Source organism: Gordonibacter urolithinfaciens (assembly GCF_900199375.1).
Classification (GTDB): domain Bacteria; phylum Actinomycetota; class Coriobacteriia; order Coriobacteriales; family Eggerthellaceae; genus Gordonibacter; species Gordonibacter urolithinfaciens.
On record NZ_LT900217.1, the window covers coordinates 967,032 to 982,391 of the forward strand.

A 15,360-nucleotide genomic window follows, 5' to 3' on the forward strand; every position below is an offset into this window, starting at 1 on the left:
GTGCGAGCAGCCGCTTTATGCTCTTTTCTGTGCGCCGGCCCGCGTTGTAACGGTTCGGCAACGGCAGTATGGTAGTATAGTCGAACCATGAAAATACGGCGAAAACAGCGCGAAACGCGCACCCATGCCGCGAAATGGCTCCTGCTTGTCGCAGCAGCGGCTTTCTGCTTCGTGGCGTATCAAGGCGTCCAGGGCGTACTTCACGTCATAGACGATTGGACGAGCGACCTCCCCAGCCTGTCGAGCACCGACGCGTTCAACTACGCGCAGGAGTCGACGATGTACGCGGGCGACCAGAGCACGCTTCTGGCCGAGTTCCAGCTTGAGAAGCGCGACCCGCTCGCCTCGGCCGACCAGGTGAGCCCCTACGTGCTCAAGGGCACGGTGGACACCGAGGACGTGCGCTTCTACGAGCATACCGGCGTGGACCTTCCCGGCATCGCACGCGCCGTGCTCGTCAACCTGGGCGGCGGGGCGCTCGAGGGCGCCTCCACCATCACGCAGCAGCTCGTGCGCAACACCGTGCTGTCCGAGGAGGCCAACAACATCTCGTTCGAGCGCAAGATCCGCGAGGCGCAGCTGGCGGTGGACATGGAGAAGATGTACTCCAAAGACGAGATACTCCTCATGTACCTGAACACCATCAACTACGGCGACGGCTGCTACGGCATAGAGGCGGCGGCGCAGAACTACTTCCAAGTGTCGGCGCTCGACCTGACGCTGTCGCAGGCTGCCGCCCTTGTGGGCATCCCCCAGTCGCCGACGTACCTCAACCCGAAGGAGAACCCGGAGGCCTGCCAGGAGCGCCGCAACGTGGTGCTCGACCGCATGCTCACGGCCGGCGACATCACCCAAGAGGAGCACGATGCAGCCCAGGCGGTACCGCTGGAGGAGGATCTGAAGCTGGCCCCGAACGCCCCAGCCCAAGGCATCTACGCCTACCCGTACTTCACAAGCTACGTGCGCGACCTGTTGACGGCCGAGGACAATCCCTACGGCCTCTCCTACGCCGACCTGTTTGAGGGCGGCTACACCATCTACACGTCGCTCGACCCGGCCTTGCAGGAGAAGGCCGAGGCGGCCTGCGAGGCCCAGAACGACCGCATGGCCGACGAGCTCGAGTCTTCCTTGGTTGCCATCGAGCCTTCTACGGGCTACGTGAAGGCCCTCGTGGGAGGCAAAGACTACTTCACCGACCAGTTCAACATAGCGACCCAGGGCGGTCGGCCGACGGGCTCGTCGTTCAAAGCGTTCACCCTCGCAACCGCCATCGAGCAGGGCATCAACCCGAACACGCTCATCGATTGCACCAACCCTTTGAAGCTCTCCAACGGCGACGACCTCTGGAACTTCGGCCGCATAAACTACGGCATACGCTCCATACAGCGAGCCACGGCGGTTTCATCAAACACCGGCTATTTTCGTCTGATGGAGAAAGTCACGCCTGCCGCCACCATCGACATGGCCCATCGGCTCGGAGTCACCGCCGACTTTAACCCCTACCCGATCATCACGCTCGGCACCGACAACACGACCCCCCTCGACATGGCAAGCGCCTATGCCACGTTCGCGTCGGGCGGCGTCAGGCACGATCCCGTGGCCATAACCAAGATCATTGGCAAGGACGGCACGGTCGTATACGATGCGGCGACCGACGGCAACGAACCGACCCGGGTGATATCCGAAGAAGTCGCCGGCGCCGTAACGAAGACGCTGCGCACCGTTTTTGAAAGCTCGGAAGGCACGGCCTACGGACAGGGCCCGTCCAACGGCCAGCCCGTGGCAGGCAAGACGGGCACCGGGCAGCAGTTCACCGACCATTGGCTCGTAGGGTACGCACCGCAGCTGTCGTGCGCCGCCTGGATCGGCGACCGCAACTACGAGTCCACCGACGAGGACCTCAAAGCCAACGACCTGTGGCAGGACTTCATGTCGCGGGCCCTCGAGGGCACGGAGGTCGTGCCCTTCCCCGAGACGAAGGATCCCGAGTACAAGAACGCCTTCAACACCGAGCAGAAGGAGAAGTACGCGAAGGAGACGCAGGAAGAGAAGGACAAGGAGCTTGCCGCCAAGGCGGCAGCTGCCGTGGGGCTTTCCCTAAGCGATGCCGCCTCCCTGCTGAACGGGTACGACGTCTCCTATACCGAGGAGTATTCGAGCAGCGTTGCAGCGGGCACCGTCATCAACCAGAGCGTGCAGAACGGCAAGATAGTGCTCGTGGTGTCGAAGGGTCCGAAGCCGGTTGACCCAACCCCCACGCCAGATCCCACGCCCACCCCTGACCCGGAGCCACCTCCCAACCTGGATCCAAGCCCCGATCCACCGCCTGACGGCACATGATTCGACGTTTTGCCCTTTCCCGCATAGAGAACACCCCCTTCCGCGAACTACGGAAGGGGGTGTTTTGGTTAGATGAAGCGTGCGTTTTCGTATAGGGCCGATCCGCCGCAGGCTGCCGCTAGTTCTTCTCGGAGGCCTTGTTGTCGCCCGACTGAAGCTTGCCGATGCCCTCGTCGTACTGGCTCTTGATATCGGCTATACGCTGGTCGTACGTCGAATAGTCGAAAGGCTGCGCCTCGGTGGCGCTGTCGATCTCCGTGTAGAGCTCGATGTAGGCGTTCAAGGCATCCTTCAGCTTGTTCGTGCCATCGACGTACTCCTGCTGGATGTCCTTGAGATCATCGGGGACGTTCAGCTTGCCCAGCTCGTCGAGCGCCTTGTAGGCGTTGTCGGCCTGTGTCCGCATGCCTACCAGGTCGCCGCGCGACACGGCGTCGGTGAAGCCGTCGAGCCGGCTCTGCAGGTCCTCCATCGTCTGGTTGACCTGCGTCATGTACTGCCGGTTCTCGGACTGCTGCTTCGTCGCGGCGCTTTCCTGCGACGTGCAGCCGGCGAGCGCGGCAACCGCCACGAAGGCCGCGCACATGACGCCGACGGCTTTGATGAGCATGGAACGTTTCATGTACAACCTACTTCCCTTTCGAGTAAAGCGCCGCTCGAGTGCGGCGCGTGAAAACAACCTGCGAACAGTGTACCCGTTATGCGGCGAGCATTTGAAGCGTGCGCGACCAAATCGTTGGCAGAGAGAAACTTGCCGCGGACGGGGTCGTCGGATCGGGCGTGGGCTCGGGATCGGGAGTCGGCTCCGGTTCCGGATCGGGCGTGGGCTCGGGGTCCGGCGTGGGCTCGGGGTCCGGGGTTGGAGCCGGATCGGGCTTGTCGGTCCCACCGCCGGATGGCCCTCCCGGCGTGTTGGATCCGTTAGTGCCGCCCGAGTTCGAGCCGTTGTTGGTCCCGTTCGCGCTGTTGGAATCGGTGTCTTTGTCCTTCTTGTCCGAGTCTTTCGAAGTATCCTCGCCCGAAGAGCCGGCGGTGCCCCCGATGCCGTACTTCGCATCGGTGTAGGCCTTGTACGGCGGGTTGGCGGCATTGGCGAAATCGACCGCAGGCTGCCCTTCGAGCACCACGTTCATGAAGCTGGCGAAGGCGCTTGCCACCGTAACCGACGGCGGGATCGATTCGCAGGAGTTGTCTCCAAAGTAATCGCGACGGTCGCCAAGCCAGAAAGCCACCGACATCTGAGGCGTCACACCGCAGAACCAACTGTCCTTGTAATCGTCCGAGGTGCCCGTCTTGCCTGCGACAACCTGCCCGTTCGCCAAGGCGGCATCGGTGCCGGTACCCTCGGAGCTCTGCACAACGCCCTCCATGACCTTGAGGGCCGCATGGGCGACCTCGGGCTCGAGCACCCGTTCTCCCTCAGTGGTGGTATTGTCCACGGCCAGCCCGCCATCGCGATCGTAAACTTGGAGAACAGGAGTGGTGTTGTGGTGGATGCCCCCGCTGGCAAGCGTGGCGTAGGCCTCGGCCATCTCGAGGGGCGTCACCGCATCGACGCCCAACGTGATGGAACCGGTGCTCGACAGATTGGAATGGATGCCCATCTCCTTCGCAACCGAAGCCACGGCGTCGGGCCCGAGCGACAGACAGAGGCGCGCGAAACCGGTATTCGAGGACACGGCGAATGCACGCGCGATGCTGCGGGTGCCGTACTCCGTCTTGTTGATGTTCTCGACGGACCACCCGGGGAACTTCGCCGTGGCCGAGCAGTTGATGAGGGTCTGCGGATCGATACCCGCCTTGATAGCCGCCACCAGGGTGAACGTCTTGAACGAGGAACCCGACTGACGGCCGGCCCCGCCGGTGCCCGTTGCGAGGTTCACCTGGCTCTCAGAGTAATCCCTGCCCCCGACGAGCGCCTTGATGTGGCCCGTCTCGGGGTCGACGGCCGCCATGGCAGACTCGAACACGTTGTCAAGGCCGGCAGTCCCATTTGCCTGGGCGGCCTTGTCCCTCGCCGCCTGCTCCGCCGCCTCCTGGGCGGTGACGTCGAGCGTCGTGACGATGGTGAACCCGCCCTTGAGTATCTCCGCCTCCGACATTCCCAGCTCTTCCTTGAGCTCTTGGCGCATGTAGCTGGTGAAGTACGGGTAGGCGAGGATGCCGTCGTTCGTGGGGATGGTCTCGTTGACCTCGAGGGGAGCCTGCTGCGCCGCGTCGTGCTCCTCCTGGGTGATATAGCCATTCGACAGCATCCGGTCGAGCACGAGATTGCGTCGCTCTATGCAGTTCTTGCCGCCGTCGACAAGCGGGTTGTTGTAAGACGGCGACTGGGGAATGCCCACGAGGGCGGCAGCCTCGGCCAGCGTCAGGTCGGTCGCGTCCTTCGAGAAGTAGCGCTGCGAGGCGGCCTGGATGCCGTACGTGGCATTGCCGTAGTTGATGGTGTTGAGGTACATGCGCAGTATCTCGTCTTTCGAGTACACTTCCTCGAGCTTGACGGAAAGGTACATCTCGCGCACCTTGCGCTTGATGGAGATCTCATCCATCTCGTCGGAGAGGATGGTGTTGCGCACGAACTGCTGCGTGATGGTCGAGGCACCCTCGCGACCCGATCCGGTGATGTTCACCACGAGTGCACGGGCGATGCCGGCCAGGTCGAAGCCGCCGTGCTCGTAGAAGCGCTCGTCCTCGGTTGCCACCGTTCCGTCGAGAACATACTGGCTGATCTGGTTCAGCTCAACCGGCTCGCGGTTGTCCAGCTGGAATTTGGCAAGCTGGACGGTCTTGGTGCTGTCCCACGCCTCGCTCGGGAGCGAGGTATTGAGATTGTCCGTATTCGAGACATCGTACTCCGTCAGATCGCCGATCCAGGACATGCCGAGGGCGTAGACGCCCACGCCGCCGGCGACGATTACGGCCGCCAGCACGCTGACGACGACGAGCAGCCCGATCTTGGGATGCTTCTTCTTGGCACTGGGCCGGTTCTTCATTGAACGTGAAGCCACGTGAACACCTCCAAAAAACTTTCGCCATTGTATCATCGGGGGACAGGCCCTCTTGAATCAACACAAGTTTGTTGGAAAATGGTCACAAGGCAAAAGGGCCGATGAGAGGCATAAAAATGCCGCCGGATAATCCGGCGGCATGAACGCGAGGTTGAAGGTGCGTGACAGGGGGACGGGGATAATGTCACGCCCACGGGGCTCTCACAACCTTCAGGCAGATACGGGGGCGTGACATTATCCCCGTCCCCCTGTCACGCCCTAGCTGGCTAGAGCGCGGCCTCATCGGCGGCGAGAACCTGCTTCGCGAGCGCCAGCTGCTCGGCCACGACGGCATGGCCCGTGCCGCCCTCGGTGGTGCGGGCGGCCACGATGGCGTCGAGGTCGAGTGCGGAGGTGATGTCGGCCTCGAAAAGGCTGCTCTCGGCCTGGAAGTCCGCGAGCGCGAGGTCGTCCAGGTCGCAGCCGCGTTGCTCGCACAACAGCACGAGGTGCCCCACCACCTCGTGGGCGCGGCGGAACGGCATGCCCTTCTTCGCCAGGTAGTCGGCCACGTCGGTGGCGGCCAGGTAGCCCTTCTTCGCCTGGGCGCGCATGCTCTCGGGCTTCACGGCCATCGTCTCGATCATGCCGGCGGCGCACACGAGGCAGTCCTCGAGCGTCTTGGCGGCGTCGATGGCTCCCTCCTTGTCCTCCTGCAGGTCCTTGTTGTACGCGAGCGGCAGCGCCTTCATGGTGACGAGCAGCGCCACGAGGTCGCCCACCACACGCCCGGTCTTTCCGCGGATGAGCTCGGCGAAGTCGGGGTTCTTCTTCTGCGGCATGATGGACGATCCCGTGGAGAACGCGTCGGAGAGCTCGATGAAGTCGAACTCGGCCGTGGACCACAGCACGATCTCCTCGCACAGACGCGACAGGTGCATGCACGACACGCTGCACGCGTAGGACAGGTCGAGCAGGAAGTCGCGGTCGGACACGGCATCGAGCGAGTTGGGGATCACGCGCGAGAAGCCGAGCGACTCCGCCGTCATCTGGCGATCGAGCGGGTACGTGGTGCCGGCGAGGGCCGCCGCTCCCAGCGGGCTCGCGTCGGCGGCACGATGGGCGGCGGCCAGGCGCTCGAAGTCGCGCGCGAGCATCCACACGTAGGCGAGCATGTGGTGCGCGAACAGCACGGGCTGGGCGTGCTGCAGGTGCGTGTAGCCCGGCATGATGACGTCCGGATGCGCCTCGGCCTGCTTGACGAGCGCCTGGCGCAGAGCGACGTTGGCCGCCATGAGGTCCTCGCAGCGCTGCTTGGCGAACAGGCGCGTGTCGGTGGCCACCTGGTCGTTGCGGCTGCGGCCCGTGTGCAGGCGCGCGCCGGCGTCGCCGACGTCCGCGATCAGCGCGCGCTCCACCGACATGTGGATGTCCTCGTCGTTGACGTCGAAGGCGAACTCCCCCGCCTCGATGCGCTCCTGCACGCGCCCGAGCCCGCCCGCGATGGCGTCGGCGTCGGCCTGCGCGATGACGCCCGCCTTCGCCAACATAGCCGCGTGCGCCTTCGAGCCGGCGATGTCCTGCGCGTAGAGCGCCTTGTCAACCGGCAGCGAGGCGCCGAAACGCTGCGTGAACTCGCTCACGTTCTCCGTGAACCTGCCAGACCAGAGTGCCATGGGTTTCCTTTCGCTTACGCCAAGACGGCTTCTGCTTCTTCGACCACTTGCTGGCCGAGCGGGGTGACGTCCTCGTACTTGCCCTTCTTGAGAGGGCCCTGCTGCTTCTCGGCATCGAAGAGCTCGGCCGGGGCGCCCTCCTGCCGACGGTTCGAGGCCCACGTCTTGCCGGAGAGCGTCTGCAGCTTGATGAAGCCCTTGGCGGCCGTGTGGTCGAACGCGTCGTCCTTGTCGTAGGTGGCCAGCGCGTAGTCGTAGAGCGAGTAGGCGCTCTTCCGGCCGACCACGGTGCAGGAGCCCTTGTAGAACTTCAGCTTCACCGTGCCGGACAGGCAGCGCTGCGTGGAGGCCATGAACGCGTCGATGGCCTCCTTCAGCGGCGAGAACCACTGGCCGTTGTACACGGCGGTGGCCCAGGCCTGCTCCATGCCCAGCTTGTAGTGCAGCACTTCCCGCTCGAGCACGAGGTCCTCGAGCGCCTTGTGCGCCTGGATGAGCGCGAGGCCCGCCGGCACCTCGTAGCACTCGCGGCTCTTCACGCCCACAAGCCGGTTCTCGATCATGTCGATGCGGCCGAAGCCGTGCTTGCCGGCGATCTCGTTCAGCGCGTAGATGATGCCGAGGAAGCTCTTCTGGTCGCCGTTGATCATGTAAGGCAGGCCGCGCGCGAACGTGAGCTCAACGTATTCGGGCTGGTCGGGAGCCTGCATCGGATCGCTCGTCATGGTGTAGATGTCCGCTGGCGGCTCGATCCACGGATCCTCCAGCACGCCGCACTCGATGGCCCGGCCCCACAGGTTGTCGTCGATGGAGTACGGCGACTTCTTGGTGGTGGGCACCTCGATGCCGTGGGCCTGCGCCCACTCCATCTCCTCGGGCCGGGTCTTGAGCTCCCACTCGCGCACCGGGGCGAGGATCTCGATGTCGGGGTCCAGCATCGTGATGCTCGACTCGAAGCGCACCTGGTCGTTGCCCTTGCCCGTGCAGCCGTGCGCGATGTACTTCGCGCCGAACTTGTGGGCGGCGTCCACGAGGTGCTTGGAGATGAGCGGCCGCGACAGCGCCGAGACCAGCGGGTACTTGTTCTCGTACATTGCGTTGGCAGCGAGTGCCTTGGCCAGGTACTCCTTGGCGAACGTCTCCCGCATGTCCACCACCAGGCAGTCGAGCGCGCCGGATTTGAGCGCCTTCTGCTTGATCTTCTCGAGGCCCTCGTGCTCCTGTCCCACGTCGCCCACGACGGCGATGACGTCGACGCCCTTGTTCTCCTGGAGCCACTTGATGCAGCACGACGTGTCGAGGCCGCCGGAGTATGCCAGTACCGCTTTTTCCTTCTGATCTGCCATGATGAATCCCTTTCCTGCGTTTGCTTTTTCTTTTTGTTTTAGCTGGTTCGTGCCCGGGTCTCCGATGCGGGTACGGGTTGGCCTTGGCTCCGCCCTGCCGTTCTCGGCGTGCGAATACACGGGGTCCCGTGTGCATCGCGGCTTTTCGCGGTGGCGTGAGCGCCGGGCGGCTCTCACGACTTCATGCTGCTGGGCAGCCTTGGGGGAAAGGAGGGAGAAAAGCGTCCCTCACGCTAAAGTAGACGACTAACGTCGTCGCAGTCGGTCGATGGCGCGCTCAACTTCAAGAGCGGCCTCGGGGCTCTCGGCAGCGATCATGATCGTGTTGTCGCCGGCAACGGTGCCGAGCGCGCCGCGCAAGCTCGCTTTATCGAGCGCAGCGGAGACGCCGGCGGCTCCGCCGGAGAACGTCTTGACCACGATGAGATTGCCTGCCACGTGTACCTCTTCAACCAGTTCGGAAACCATGCGCTGGAGGCGCATTTCCTCCGGCAGCACGTAATAGCCTTCGCGCGACTTCACCAGGCCCATGTCCATGATGTCCCGAGAGATGGTGGCCTGGGTGCAATCGTAGCCTGCGGCTTGCAGCTGATCAGCGAGATCGCGCTGCGTCTTGACATTATGCTCGCGAATGATATCGCGGATGATGTCATGCCGTTGCTGACGTTTCCTCATGCCCTCGACTCTCTGTCCTTGCGGAGCACTATCACATACAGTTTCACAGCCATTCGCACGGTTATGCAGAAAAGCGCAAGACCGGCAAAATTTATGCAGTGAATAGTACCTCATGACGCTGCGTTTGCGAAGCAGGAATTTCCAAAAGTACGAAAAATTCGGCGAAGCGGTCGTTGCTGGCCGGTGGAACGACGGTACGGGCGGGACGCACACGGGCTGGGAGCCAGCAGGCACTCCCGGGCCGTGCGCTCCGTCGCGCGCAGCCTATGCGCCCAGCAAACGGGGCAGGCGCTCGACGAGTTGGTCCACGTGCTGCTCCTCGCAGACGAGCGGGGGCAGGAAGCGCAGCGTATGCGGGCCGGTGGCGTTGATGACGAGGCCCTCGCCCAGTGCGCGCAGGACGACGTCGTTCGCATCGACGCCCTCGGCCAGGTCGGCAGCCACCATGAGCCCCAGCCCGCGCACCTCCACGACGTGGGTCAGTTCGGCCAGGCGCGCGCGCAGGTAGGCGCCTACGCGCTCGACGCGCTCGCCGAAGCCCTCGTCCGCGAGCGTGCACAACGTGGCCTGCGCGGCGACGACTGCCAGGTTGCTGCCGCCGAACGTGGAGCCGTGGTCGCCGGGAGCGAACGAGGCGGCCACGTCGGCACGGGCCGCGCACATGCCCGTGGGCATGCCCGAGGCCACGCCCTTGGCGATGGTCACGACGTCGGGCACGATGCCGAAGCGCTGGAACGCGAACGGCGCGCCGCAGCGGAAGACGCCCGTCTGCACCTCGTCGCACATGAGCAGCGCGCCGCGCTCCTCGGTAAGGCGGCGCGCAGACTGCAGGAACTCCGGCGTGCACGGATGCACGCCGCCCTCGCCCTGCACGCATTCCACCATGACGGCGCAGATCTCGCTGCCACGCTCGGCGAACAGGGCCTCGAGCGCGGCCACGTCGTTCAGCGGCGTATGGGCGAAGCCGTCGGGCAGCGGCCGGAAGGCCTCCTGCTTGGCGGGCTGGGCCGTGGCGGCCAGCGTGGCCATGGTGCGCCCGTGGAAGCTGCGGTCGAGCGTGACGATGACGCGGGGTGCGGCGGACGCAGCGGCGCGGGCCTCGTCCTCTCCCGCCCCGTCGGCGAGCGCTTGCGCCTCCGCGAGCTTGCGGGCATGCAGGCGCGCCAGCTTGATGGCGCACTCGTTGGCCTCGGCGCCCGAGTTCGCGAAGAAGCTCTGCCAGGGCTCCGCGCCGGCGGGAGCGCCGTGGTTGAGCAGGTCGGAGAGGCGGCGCGCCACTTCCCCGCGGCCTTCGATATAGTAGTAGTTGCTCACGTGGATGAGCTTTTCCGCTTGCTGCTGCAGCGCGCGGACGACGGCCGGATGGCAATGCCCCAGGCTGATGACGCCGATGCCGGCAATGAAGTCCAGGTACTCGCGGCCCTTGTCGTCCTCGAGCACCATGCCGCAGCCGCGCACGAACTCGACGGGCTTGCGCCCGAACGTGTGCATGACGTAGCTCTCTTCCAGTTCCTGCTGTTCCTCGAGGCTCATGTCGGTCCTTCCGTTCGGTTGCTGCAGCATCCCCCTCGCGCAAAGCAGGGGGAAGGGCCGACCCCTTCGACGGTCGGCGATGGCGGTCAGTCAGCCGGCGAAGCGCTCGGCAGCGGCTGCCTGAGCAGCCGCCTGCTCGCGGTTCTCCAGCAGCTTGGAGGCGAAGTTGCCCAGGGGATGGGAGTCGAACTTGCACGCCTCCTCCGTGGAGTGCATGGTGGTGCCCACGCCGGTGCTGGTCAGAAGCTCGAGCAGCAGCGAGTGCGGCGTGGTGCCGTTCAGGATGTGCGCGCGGAACACACCGGCGTCGAGCGCGGTGACGCACGACTTCAGCTTGGGTATCATGCCGGTGGACACCACGTTGTTCTCGATCATGTACTGGGCCTCGAAGAGCGTGAGGTTCGAGATGAGCGTGGACTTATCCTCGAAGTTCTCGTAGAGGCCGTCCACGTCGGTGAGGAACACCACCTTGTGCGCGCCGATGGCGGCCGCGATGTGGCCCGCTACCATGTCGGCGTTCACGTTGTAGAAGCCGCCGTCCTCGCCGAGCGCAACCGACGCGACCACGGGGATGTAGTCGGCGTTCACGAGGTCGTCGAGCAGCGGGCGGTTGATGCGCGTGATGCGGCCCACACGGCCCAGGTCGGGGCTGGCCTGCTCGGCCACGATGACGCCCGCGTCGGCGCCGGACACGCCCACGGCGAAGTTGCCGTGCTCGTTCAGGGCCTCCACGAGCTCCTGGTTCACCTTGCCCATGAGCACGGTGCGCACGAGATCCATGGCCTCGGGCGTGGTGACGCGCTGGCCGTCCTTGAACTCCACGGGCAGGTTCACGAATTCCATGGCCTCGGTGATGGCCTTGCCGCCGCCGTGCACGATGACGGGGTTCACGCCAACGATCTTCAGCAGCACGATGTCGTTCATGACGTCGGCGCGCAGCTGCGCATCGACCATGGCGGAACCGCCGTACTTGATGACGACGGTCTTGCCGGTGATGTTCTTGATCCAGGGAAGGGCCTCGACGAGCACTTCCGCGGCCTTGTGCGATACGCCTTTCGGGCGCGTATCCTTTGCGTACTTCATGAGCGGTAATCTCCGTTGATCGTGACGTAATCGTGGCTGAAATCGCAGGTCCAAACCGTGGCGGCGGCATCGCCGGCGCCGAGGTCGACGTCGATTGCGATTTCGGGGTTCTCGAAGCGCCGGAGCGCCTCGTCCTCGTCGAAGGGGACGGTGAGCCCGCCGCGGCACACGGGCAGGCCCATGATGTCTATGGCGGCATCCTCTTGGCGGAAGGCGGCGCCCGACTTGCCGATGGCCATGGCCACGCGGCCCCAGTTGGCGTCGTGGCCGTAGACGGCCGTCTTGACGAGCGGGGAGTTCGCGACGGCGCGTGCGGCGGCGTCGGCGTCGGCCGGCGTGGCGGCGCCCGTCACGTTCACGGTGACGAGGCGCGTGGCGCCCTCGCCGTCGGCGGCCATCTGACGCGCGAGGTTCTGGCATACGGCGTCGAGCGCCTGCTCGAAGCGGGCGAGCGCCGGGGAACCCGGGTGGAAGGGAACGGTGCTCGACGTGGCGCCGCCATTGGAGAACAGGAAGCACGAGTCGTTCGTGGACGTGTCGGAATCGACCGTGACCTTGTTGAAGCTCACGCCCACTGCGCGGGAGAGGGCGGCGTGCAGCGCGTCGGGGCGCACCGGCGCATCGGTGGTGAGCACGGCTATCATGGTGGCCATGTTCGGCATGATCATGCCCGAGCCCTTCGCCATGCCGCCCACCGTGAACGTGCAGCCGTCGTAGCCGATGCCGTCGCCCGAGAACGTGACCGCCACCTCCTTCGGGCGTGTGTCGGTGGTCATGATGGCGCGCGCCGCGTTGGCGCCGCCGCTGACCACCGAGAGCTCGAGGGCGGCGAGGGGGATGCCCGTGGCGAACGGCTCGAGCGGCAGGTGCTCGCCGATCACGCCGGTGGAGGCCACCAGCACCTCGGCAGGCGCGCAGCCGAGGACGTCGCTTGCAATGGCCGCGGTTTCGCGCGCGGCCGCGAGCCCCCGCTCCCCCGTGGCGGCGTTCGCGTTGCCGGAGTTTACGACCACGGCCTGCGCGATGCCGTAGCCGCAGTCCTCCAAATGCTCGCGGGACACCGCGACGGGCGCCGCGCAGAACACGTTCTGGGTGAACACGGCCGCGCATGCGCACGGCTTGTCAGCGGCCACGAGCGCAAGGTCGAGGCGGTTGGGATCTTTGCGGAAGCCTGCATGGACGCCGGCCGCGCGGAATCCGCGCGCCGAGGTGACGCCGCCGCCCTCGACAACCGCGAGGGCGTCGGGAAGCTGCGCGGCGGTTTCCGCGCGCAGCGGCGTTACGCTGCTGGTGGATGACGGGGCGGATGCGGCATGCGTGTCGGTCATGGCGGCTTCTTTCTGGTTGCGTTGCTTAGGCTGTTCGCTAGCGGGTTCCTTCGATCAGACGGGTACGGCGACGGCGTCGAAGCCTCGTCGCTCGGGCAGGCCGCAGACGATGTTCGCGCACTGCACGGCCTGAGCGGCCGCGCCTTTTCCCAGGTTATCGATGGCGCACACGGCGACGAGCATGCGCGCCGGCGCGTTCACGGCAAGGCCGATATGGGCGTTGTTCGTGCCGGCGACCGAGGACGTCTTCGGCAGGGAGCCGGCGTCGAGCACGTGCACGAAGGGGCTCTCGCGGTAGAAGGCGCGGTACTGGTCGATGTAGAAGGCCGCGTCATCGGGCGCGTCGGGCGCGAGCGGGATGTTCGCCGTGGAGAGCAGCCCGCGGTTCAGCGGGGCGAGGTGCGGCGTGAACACGAGGCGCCCCTGCCCTGCGATGCCGAGGATCTGCTCGATCTCGGGCGTGTGGCGGTGCGTGCCCACGCCGTAGGCCTCCAGGTTCTCGTCGGCGAAGCAGAAGTGCGTGCGCGCCGTGGCCTTCTTGCCCGCGCCCGTGACGCCCGAGATGGCATCGACGACGATGGTGCCGCCTGGAGCCGCGAGGCCGGCGCGGATTGCGGGCGCCGCCGCGAGCGAGGTTGCCGTGGGATAGCAGCCGGCGCAGGCGACGAACGCGGGCTCGCCGTTGGCGCGGGCGCGGGCTGCGCGCGCCAAGTCATCGGGGAAAAGCTCGGGCAGGCCGAATGCCGCGCGGGCCAGAAGCTCGGTTGCCGTGTGCGGGGTGTTGTACCATTGCTCGTAGACGGCGGGGTCCTTGAGGCGAAAGTCGGCCGAGAGGTCGACGACGGTCGCGCCGCCTGCCACGAGGCGCGGCGCCATGGCGAGCGCCGCCGTGTGCGGCACGGCCAGGAACACGAGCTCGCATGAGTCGAGCGCCGGGTCGTCGTGCGTGGCGAAGGCGAGGTCGGTGGCGCCGGCGAAGCCGGGGTACTCGTCGGTCACGCGCGTGCCGGCCAGCTCGTTGGACGTGGCGACCACGAGTTCGAGGTCGGGATGGCGCAGCACGAGGCGCACCAGCTCGATGCCCGCAAACCCCGCCGCACCCACGATACCCGTCTTGATGGCCATGTCGATCCCTCGCTTGCTTGTTGCGCCGGACGTGTTGTCCAACCTGCCGGGCGCGAAGCTACTTTCGTGCACCTGCACAAAAACGCGCCACGACATCATTACGGATCATCGTAAGAAAGAACCACCGGTTTGACAAGGTGGGAAATGAAATAGTTACATGAAGACCGGGAGCGTGGTTGTGAGAGTTGATTGTTTGAAGCCGACCCCGACCTCAACGTCCATGAGCTCATGCACCTGTTCCGCGGCTGGCCGGACATGCCGTGGTGCGCAGACAAGCGCGACTCGCTCGCCAATTGGATAAGCCTCGCCCAAAGAAGCGGCGTCTTCGAGATGAAGCGGCAGCCAAGACCCTGAAGCGCAACCGCGAAGGTGTGCCGAACAGTTATAAGCTCAACAAAACCAACGTCACCGCCGGGGGGCTCAACAGCCCCATCAAGGCGATGAAGCGGATGAGCCACGGATCAAGACCTTCAAACGCATGAGGAGGTGCTGCCTGCTCTCGCTTGGCTACATGCGCATCATCAAGCGCGGCATAAGGCTCAACGGGGTGAAGTTCGAGGATCTAAGACTCTAGCAAATCATCCTTGCAAACCAGGAGGTGAGGCTCTTGAGCAAAACTGCGCTTCTGCGCCAAGGGAAGCTGATGCGTATGGCCTAGACGCGCCCCGAAGGCACTGAAAATAATGCTTGCAAAAAACTGCCTTGTCAAAGGCGCAAATCGTTGTGCCAGATTTGGATTTGAACAGGGGTTTTGGTTGTCAAAGAATCAATCAATTTCAAAAGTTTTGCCTGATGGCGAGTTGATTATCGTAGTTTGTTCAGAACCAACTCCCAGATCACGAATTTTTCTTGCAGGGATTCCCGCCCATATCTCGTTGTCCCCTGTTGAGCGGGTTAGCACGGCATTTGCGGCAATCACCGTGTTTTTTCCAACGACGAGTTCATCTTCGCTGCAAATAATCTTGCATCCAGCACACAAGATTGCTCCCATTTTAACCGTAAAGCGCAAGCGCGATTCAGCATGATAGTCGAGCCAAATATTCCCTCTACCAATAGTCACGTTTTGATAGACCTTGACGTAGTCTTCGAGGGTTGTGTCTGGATGCAAAACGGTCCCCAAAGCGTTGTGCGGGAACGAAACCCTATGGCCGATTTTAACGCTGCGCGGAATATCGGCGCCTCTTCGCAATACCATTCGTTGAGCAAGATGCCCAATAATGGGATACCGATAAAGACGCACGAGGGCAGAAACTGAGAACATGCAAGC

At 64.6% G+C, this 15,360-nt stretch carries 12 protein-coding genes; 2 read left to right on the plus strand and 10 right to left on the minus strand.

Annotated elements, in window-relative coordinates; genetic code table 11:
- Window positions 1-87 precede the first annotated feature (87 nt).
- On the plus strand, window positions 88-2,340 hold the full coding sequence (locus BN3560_RS04220; RefSeq protein WP_096227124.1) for a transglycosylase domain-containing protein: 2,253 nt from the start codon (window positions 88-90) through the stop codon (window positions 2,338-2,340).
- 118 nt (window positions 2,341-2,458) lie between these two features.
- Here BN3560_RS04220 and BN3560_RS04225 read toward each other — a convergent pair whose 3' ends face one another.
- The 9 genes from BN3560_RS04225 to argC all read right to left on the minus strand — a co-directional run bounded on the left by BN3560_RS04225 (window position 2,459) and on the right by argC (window position 14,093).
- The gene (locus tag BN3560_RS04225; protein WP_015538621.1) at window positions 2,459-2,962 is read right to left on the minus strand and encodes a hypothetical protein; all 504 of its coding nucleotides are present in this window, start codon (window positions 2,960-2,962) and stop codon (window positions 2,459-2,461) included.
- A gap of 76 nt (window positions 2,963-3,038) precedes the next feature.
- Window positions 3,039-5,348: a transglycosylase domain-containing protein gene (locus tag BN3560_RS04230; protein ID WP_231897342.1), complete on the minus strand. Its 2,310-nt coding sequence runs from the start codon at window positions 5,346-5,348 to the stop codon at window positions 3,039-3,041.
- A 266-nt stretch (window positions 5,349-5,614) separates the two neighbouring features.
- Entirely contained in the window at window positions 5,615-7,003 is a 1,389-nt protein-coding gene (gene argH, locus BN3560_RS04235) for an argininosuccinate lyase (protein ID WP_096227126.1), read from the minus strand.
- Between the two features lie 14 nt (window positions 7,004-7,017).
- On the minus strand, window positions 7,018-8,349 hold the full coding sequence (locus tag BN3560_RS04240) for an argininosuccinate synthase (protein WP_096227127.1): 1,332 nt from the start codon (window positions 8,347-8,349) through the stop codon (window positions 7,018-7,020).
- Window positions 8,350-8,595: 246 nt separating this feature from the next.
- Entirely contained in the window at window positions 8,596-9,024 is a 429-nt protein-coding gene (locus tag BN3560_RS04245; protein WP_015538624.1) for an arginine repressor, read from the minus strand.
- A 264-nt stretch (window positions 9,025-9,288) separates the two neighbouring features.
- Window positions 9,289-10,557: an aspartate aminotransferase family protein gene (locus BN3560_RS04250; protein ID WP_096228578.1), complete on the minus strand. Its 1,269-nt coding sequence runs from the start codon at window positions 10,555-10,557 to the stop codon at window positions 9,289-9,291.
- 90 nt (window positions 10,558-10,647) lie between these two features.
- Window positions 10,648-11,640, minus strand: a complete 993-nt coding sequence (argB, locus tag BN3560_RS04255; protein ID WP_087192065.1) for an acetylglutamate kinase — start codon at window positions 11,638-11,640, stop codon at window positions 10,648-10,650.
- A complete protein-coding gene (gene argJ / locus BN3560_RS04260; RefSeq protein WP_096227128.1) occupies window positions 11,637-12,968 on the minus strand; it encodes a bifunctional glutamate N-acetyltransferase/amino-acid acetyltransferase ArgJ in 1,332 nt (443 codons plus the stop codon). Before argJ ends, argB begins: the two co-directional genes overlap by 4 nt.
- A 54-nt stretch (window positions 12,969-13,022) precedes the next feature.
- Entirely contained in the window at window positions 13,023-14,093 is a 1,071-nt protein-coding gene (gene argC, locus BN3560_RS04265) for an N-acetyl-gamma-glutamyl-phosphate reductase (RefSeq protein ID WP_096227129.1), read from the minus strand.
- Window positions 14,094-14,356: 263 nt separating this feature from the next.
- Between argC and BN3560_RS14970 the strand changes: the two genes are divergently transcribed.
- Window positions 14,357-14,575 carry a transposase gene (locus BN3560_RS14970; protein WP_227115054.1) on the plus strand — a complete coding sequence of 73 codons (219 nt, stop codon included), beginning with the start codon at window positions 14,357-14,359 and terminating at the stop codon, window positions 14,573-14,575.
- A gap of 284 nt (window positions 14,576-14,859) precedes the next feature.
- Here the strand turns inward: BN3560_RS14970 and BN3560_RS14285 are convergent, their stop codons facing one another.
- Entirely contained in the window at window positions 14,860-15,354 is a 495-nt protein-coding gene (locus BN3560_RS14285; protein WP_123649880.1) for an LbetaH domain-containing protein, read from the minus strand.
- Between the last annotated feature and the right edge of the window lie 6 nt (window positions 15,355-15,360).

Excerpts from the sequence above, each read along its gene's own strand:
- BN3560_RS04220 (WP_096227124.1), top strand. The coding sequence starts at position 88 with ATGAAAATACGGCGAAAACAGCGCGAAACGCGCACCCATGCCGCGAAA.
- BN3560_RS04225 (WP_015538621.1), bottom strand. The coding sequence starts at position 2,962 with ATGAAACGTTCCATGCTCATCAAAGCCGTCGGCGTCATGTGCGCGGCC.
- argH (WP_096227126.1), bottom strand. The coding sequence starts at position 7,003 with ATGGCACTCTGGTCTGGCAGGTTCACGGAGAACGTGAGCGAGTTCACG.
- BN3560_RS04240 (WP_096227127.1), bottom strand. The coding sequence starts at position 8,349 with ATGGCAGATCAGAAGGAAAAAGCGGTACTGGCATACTCCGGCGGCCTC.
- BN3560_RS04245 (WP_015538624.1), bottom strand. The coding sequence starts at position 9,024 with ATGAGGAAACGTCAGCAACGGCATGACATCATCCGCGATATCATTCGC.
- BN3560_RS04250 (WP_096228578.1), bottom strand. The coding sequence starts at position 10,557 with ATGAGCCTCGAGGAACAGCAGGAACTGGAAGAGAGCTACGTCATGCAC.
- argB (WP_087192065.1), bottom strand. The coding sequence starts at position 11,640 with ATGAAGTACGCAAAGGATACGCGCCCGAAAGGCGTATCGCACAAGGCC.
- argJ (WP_096227128.1), bottom strand. The coding sequence starts at position 12,968 with ATGACCGACACGCATGCCGCATCCGCCCCGTCATCCACCAGCAGCGTA.
- argC (WP_096227129.1), bottom strand. The coding sequence starts at position 14,093 with ATGGCCATCAAGACGGGTATCGTGGGTGCGGCGGGGTTTGCGGGCATC.
- BN3560_RS14285 (WP_123649880.1), bottom strand. The coding sequence starts at position 15,354 with ATGTTCTCAGTTTCTGCCCTCGTGCGTCTTTATCGGTATCCCATTATT.